The following is a 4,535-nucleotide window of genomic DNA, read 5'->3' as shown; positions in this document are numbered from 1 at the left end:
GCGGACGTTGAGGATCTGCCGCGGCTCGGCGCTGGCCAGATCAATCACCGCGCCTCGATGGCGGATGCCGATGCGGCCGCTATCGCAGCGGTAGTTGCCGAAGATCATTTTCAGGATCGAGGACTTGCCGGCGCCGGATGGCCCGGAGAGCACGACGCACTCGCCCGGATTGACCTGGAAGGTCACGCCGCTGACGACCGGCAATTCGATGCCGCCCTGCAGGTGCATGGTGAAGGTCTTGTTGGCGTTCGCAACGTCGATCATGGCGGTCATCGGAAATCTCATGGCGGCAGAATCGAGGAGACGAGGAGTTGCGTATAGGGCTCGCGGGGATCGTCGAGCACCTGATCGGTGAGACCGGTCTCGATGACGCGGCCGCCCTTCATCACCATCACGCGGTGCGACAAGAGCCGCGCGACCGCGAGGTCATGGGTGACGATGATGACGGCGAGATGCAGCTCGGCGACGAGGCTGCGCAGGAGGTCGAGCAGGCGCGCCTGCACGGACACGTCGAGGCCGCCGGTCGGCTCGTCCATGAACACCAGCCGCGGCTCGGTGACGAGGTTGCGCGCGATCTGGAGGCGCTGGCGCATGCCGCCGGAATAGGTGCGCGGCGCATCGTCGATGCGCGCGGTGTCGATCTCGACGCGGGTGAGCCAGTCGGAGGCAGTCTCGCGGATGCGGCCATAGTGATTCCACCCCACCGCCATCAGCCGCTCGCCGACATTGGCGCCGGCCGAGACCGCCATGCGCAAGCCCTGGGCGGGATCCTGATGCACAAAACCCCAGTCGGTGCGGTACAGGAAGCGCCGCTCGGCTTCGCCGAGCGAGGCGAGATCGCGGGCGACACCGTCGCGCATCCGATAGGACACATGGCCGCCGCTGGCCGCAAGCTGGCCCGACAGCAGTTGCAGCAGCGTCGACTTGCCCGAACCTGATTCGCCGACGATCGCCAGCACCTCGCCGGGATAGAGCGAGAAGGAGACGTCGCGGCAGGCGGCGATGCGGCCGAAGGATTTGCTGAGGGAGGTCGCGACCAGCAGCGGCTGGTCGTTTTCGAGCGCGGCCTGATCAACCATTGGTGCCTCCTTGCGCCTTCTCCTTGTACGGCGCGGCACTGAGGCTGCCGTGATGGCCGGCGGCCTGACGGCCCTCGCAATAATCGGTGTCCGAGCACACGAACATCCGTCCGCCCTTGTCGTCGGTGACGATCTCGTCGAGATAGGAATTCTCCGCGCCGCACAGCGCGCAGGGCGCGTTGAAGCGGTAGGGTTCGAACGGGTGATCCTCGAAATCGAGCGACACCACCTGCGTATAAGGCGGGATCGCATAGATGCGCTTCTCGCGGCCGGCGCCGAACAATTGCAACGCCGGGCAATTGTCCATCTTGGGATTGTCGAATTTCGGCGTCGGCGACGGATCCATCACATAGCGCGCATTGACCTTGACCGGATAGGCGTAGGCGGTGGCGATGTGACCGAAGCGGGCGATGTCCTCATAGAGCTTCACATGCATCAGGCCGTATTCGGCCAGCGCATGCATGCGCCGCGTCTCGGTCTCGCGCGGCTCGAGGAAGCGCAACGGCTCCGGGATCGGCACCTGATAGACCAGCACCTGGTCTGCGTGCAGCGTCGCCTCGGGGATGCGGTGGCGGGTCTGGATCACGGTCGCCTCATCCGTCGCCGTGGTCGTGGCGACGCCGGCGGTCTTGGCGAAGAATTTTCGGATCGAGATCGCGTTGGTGGTGTCGTCGGAGCCCTGGTCGATCACCTTCAGCACGTCGGCGGGACCGAGGATCGCAGCGGTGACCTGCACGCCGCCGGTGCCCCAGCCATAGGGCATCGGCATCTCGCGGCTGGCGAACGGCACCTGATAGCCGGGAATGGCGATCGCCTTCAGGATCGCGCGGCGGATCATCCGCTTGGTCTGCTCGTCGAGATAGGCGAAATTGTAGGCGGGCGCGTTCATTCCGCGGCCTCCTTCATGGCGTCAGGCGCCTGGGCATCGGAAAATTCTTGGCGCAGCTTGCGGAGCAGGCCGAGCTCGGACTGGAAGTCGACATAATGCGGCAGCTTCAGATGCTCGACAAAGCCGGTGGCCTGGACGTTGTCCGAATGCGACATCACGAATTCTTCATCTTGCGCGGGGGCGAGTGCCTCCTCGCCGAGCTCGCGGGCGCGTAGCGCGCGATCGACCAGCGCCATCGACATCGTCTTGCGCTCGCTCTGGCCGAAGGCGAGGCCATAGCCGCGGGTGAAGCACGGCGCTTCCGTCGCGGAGCCCTTGAACTGGTTGACCATCTGGCACTCCGTGAGCTCGATCGCGCCGAGCGGCACGGCGAAGCCGACGTCGTCCGCCAGGAATTCCACCTCGACCTCGCCGAAGCGGATCTCGCCCGCGAAAGGATGGTTGCGGCCATAGCCGCGCTGGGTGGAATAGCCCATCGCCAGCAGGAAACCTTCGTCGCCGCGCGCGAGGTTTTGCAGGCGCAGATCGCGGTCCGCCGGAAAATTCAGCGGCTCGCGGGTGAGATCGCCGACGCTGGCGCCGTCTTCGGCCTGCGGCGAGGATTCGATCAGCCCGTCGCGGCCGAGAATGTCGGTCACGCGGGGGGTCGGCGCAGTGGACGCTTCCGCCGTTGCCGGAACCTCCGGCACAAAGCCTTGCGCGAGCGCGGGATCGAGCAGGCGGTGGGTGTAGTCGAAGGTCGGCCCGAGGATCTGGCCGCCCGGAATGTCCTTGAAGGTCGAGGACACCCGCCGCTGCACCCGCATCGCGCCGGTGTCGACCGGCTCGCTGGCGCCGAAACGCGGCATCGTGGCGCGGAAGGCGCGAACCAGGAAGATCGCCTCGATCAGGTCGCCGCGCGCCTGCTTGATCGCGAGCGCCGCGAGCTCGCGATCATAGAGCGAGCCTTCGCTCATGACACGGTCGACGGCCAGCCCAAGCTGCTCCGAGATCTGGTCGAGCGTGAGCTCCGGAACGCCTCGGTCGCCGCGCCGCTTATCTGCGAGCAAGCGATGGGCGTTCTCGATGGCGCGTTCGCCGCCTTTGACTGCGACATACATGCTTCTAGCTTCCCTTGCTCACGATGCGCGTGGTGCGGGGGATCGCGGCCACGGCGTCATCGGCGACCAGCACCACATCGATGCCGCGCGGAAACAGTGCTTCGTTGACGCGCAGGCGCTCGAACAGATCGAACGGCTTGACCGACGCCTGGAGCATCGCGGCGCCGTCGATGCCGGGACCGCGCAGCTCGAAGCTGCGTCCTGCGTCGAGGCTGTCGACCTGGAGGATCAATGTGGTGGACCGATCCGGATATTCGCTGGTGCCGAGCGCGAAGCGTTCGAGCGGCGGCAGCGCACCGCCGTCACTGATCAGCGCAAAGCTCGCGATGGAGGAATCCTGCACCACCGGCGCGCCGGTGTGGAACTTCAGCCATTTCACCACGTCCGGGCTCTCCGCCATCCGCGCCTCGAGCCAGAGCGGCGTGTCGTGGTCGAACAGCGTCAGCGCGATCGCGGCGGTGCCGCGCATCATCGTTTCCGGCTTGCCAGCCATCGGCACGATGCGCTGGACCGAGCCCGGCCGCGCCATCGCGTCCATCACCGAGCGAAAGGTCGATTGCGCCGACAGCACCTTGTCGGCGAAACCGGGCGGCAATTCCGCAATCGTGGTCATGGCCTCAACCCTCACCGCGCACCATGGTGTAGAAATCAACCTTCGTCGCGGCGGTCTCGGCCGCCGCCTGCTTCCGGCGAATCATAAGCTGCTCACGCAACGGCGCGATTACATCCCGCTCCACCGACGCGCCAAAATCCCGCGACTGCGCCAGCGCGTCACACAGTGCGATCAGCCGCGCTTTCTCGCCGTCGCGCCCGAGCGTGTAGCCGAACCCGACCTCGCCGCTCGCCAGCCGGACCGCGGCGCGCGACACCGTGGCTTCGCCGAGATTGAAGGGCGCGCCGTCGCCGCCGACCCGGCCACGCAGCATGACGAGGCCGTTTTCGGGCGCACGCAAATCCTGATGGGCCGGGACAGCCAAGTTGCGGAGGCGGGCGGCGATCTCGCCCGCCTCCGCGTGCGCCAGCACGGCCATGGCGGCCTGACGCTGGGCTTGCTGGTTGTTGTGCTGGGTCACCTGATCCACCGAACCTCTGACAGAACTTGCCGCATCGAAGTTGTCTATGATAATAGACAACTTCATACGGGAGCGCCATGACTGTTTCGTGACAAAGCTGTGATTTCTGGAGTAGGTTGCCGCAACATGAGCATGCAGGGCACCGCCTCCTCGGGCGTCGCGCTATGGCGCCTCGTTGCCGACGGCATCGAGCGCGGCATCGCCGATGGCCGCTTCGCGGCCGGCGACAAATTGCCGGGCGAGATGGAAATCGCCGAAACCTATCGGGTGAACCGCCACACCGTGCGGCGCGCGCTGGCAGCCCTTGCCGAGCGCGGCCTCGTGCGCGCCGAGCGCGGCAGCGGAACCTATGTCGAGGCACAGAAGCTCGCTTATCCCCTGCGCTCACGCACCC

7 protein-coding genes are annotated in these 4,535 nt (G+C 66.4%); 1 reads left to right on the top strand and 6 read right to left on the bottom strand.

Annotated elements, in window-relative coordinates; translation table 11 throughout:
- The 6 genes from IC66_RS0134165 to phnG all read right to left on the bottom strand — a co-directional run.
- On the bottom strand, nucleotides 1-273 hold a 273-nt coding region (locus IC66_RS0134165), incomplete at its 3' end, for an ATP-binding cassette domain-containing protein (RefSeq protein WP_162131353.1).
- Between the two features lie 8 nt (nucleotides 274-281).
- The gene (gene phnK / locus IC66_RS0134160) at nucleotides 282-1,079 is read right to left on the bottom strand and encodes a phosphonate C-P lyase system protein PhnK (protein ID WP_038950664.1); all 798 of its coding nucleotides are present in this window, start codon (nucleotides 1,077-1,079) and stop codon (nucleotides 282-284) included.
- Nucleotides 1,072-1,968: an alpha-D-ribose 1-methylphosphonate 5-phosphate C-P-lyase PhnJ gene (locus tag IC66_RS0134155; RefSeq protein WP_028140766.1), complete on the bottom strand. Its 897-nt coding sequence runs from the start codon at nucleotides 1,966-1,968 to the stop codon at nucleotides 1,072-1,074. The genes phnK and IC66_RS0134155 overlap by 8 nt, the downstream gene beginning before the upstream one ends.
- Nucleotides 1,965-3,068: a carbon-phosphorus lyase complex subunit PhnI gene (locus IC66_RS0134150; protein WP_038950663.1), complete on the bottom strand. Its 1,104-nt coding sequence runs from the start codon at nucleotides 3,066-3,068 to the stop codon at nucleotides 1,965-1,967. Before IC66_RS0134150 ends, IC66_RS0134155 begins: the two co-directional genes overlap by 4 nt.
- Before the next feature lie 4 nt (nucleotides 3,069-3,072).
- Nucleotides 3,073-3,681 carry a phosphonate C-P lyase system protein PhnH gene (gene phnH, locus IC66_RS0134145; RefSeq protein ID WP_038950662.1) on the bottom strand — a complete coding sequence of 203 codons (609 nt, stop codon included), beginning with the start codon at nucleotides 3,679-3,681 and terminating at the stop codon, nucleotides 3,073-3,075.
- A gap of 4 nt (nucleotides 3,682-3,685) precedes the next feature.
- Nucleotides 3,686-4,150: a phosphonate C-P lyase system protein PhnG gene (gene phnG / locus IC66_RS0134140; RefSeq protein ID WP_028140769.1), complete on the bottom strand. Its 465-nt coding sequence runs from the start codon at nucleotides 4,148-4,150 to the stop codon at nucleotides 3,686-3,688.
- 117 nt (nucleotides 4,151-4,267) lie between these two features.
- Here phnG and IC66_RS0134135 point away from each other — a divergent pair.
- On the top strand, nucleotides 4,268-4,535 hold a 268-nt coding region (locus tag IC66_RS0134135), incomplete at its 3' end, for a GntR family transcriptional regulator (RefSeq protein ID WP_038950661.1).

It is taken from the genome of Bradyrhizobium genomosp. III (assembly GCF_000261705.1).
Lineage (GTDB): Bacteria > Pseudomonadota > Alphaproteobacteria > Rhizobiales > Xanthobacteraceae > Bradyrhizobium > Bradyrhizobium ottawaense.
Note: the sequence above shows the minus strand (reverse complement) of the source record. Positions and strands in the feature narration are given on the sequence as shown.

Coding starts and splice junctions, on each gene's coding strand:
- phnK (WP_038950664.1), bottom strand. CDS start 1,079: ATGGTTGATCAGGCCGCGCTCGAAAACGACCAGCCGCTGCTGGTCGCG.
- IC66_RS0134155 (WP_028140766.1), bottom strand. CDS start 1,968: ATGAACGCGCCCGCCTACAATTTCGCCTATCTCGACGAGCAGACCAAG.
- IC66_RS0134150 (WP_038950663.1), bottom strand. CDS start 3,068: ATGTATGTCGCAGTCAAAGGCGGCGAACGCGCCATCGAGAACGCCCAT.
- phnH (WP_038950662.1), bottom strand. CDS start 3,681: ATGACCACGATTGCGGAATTGCCGCCCGGTTTCGCCGACAAGGTGCTG.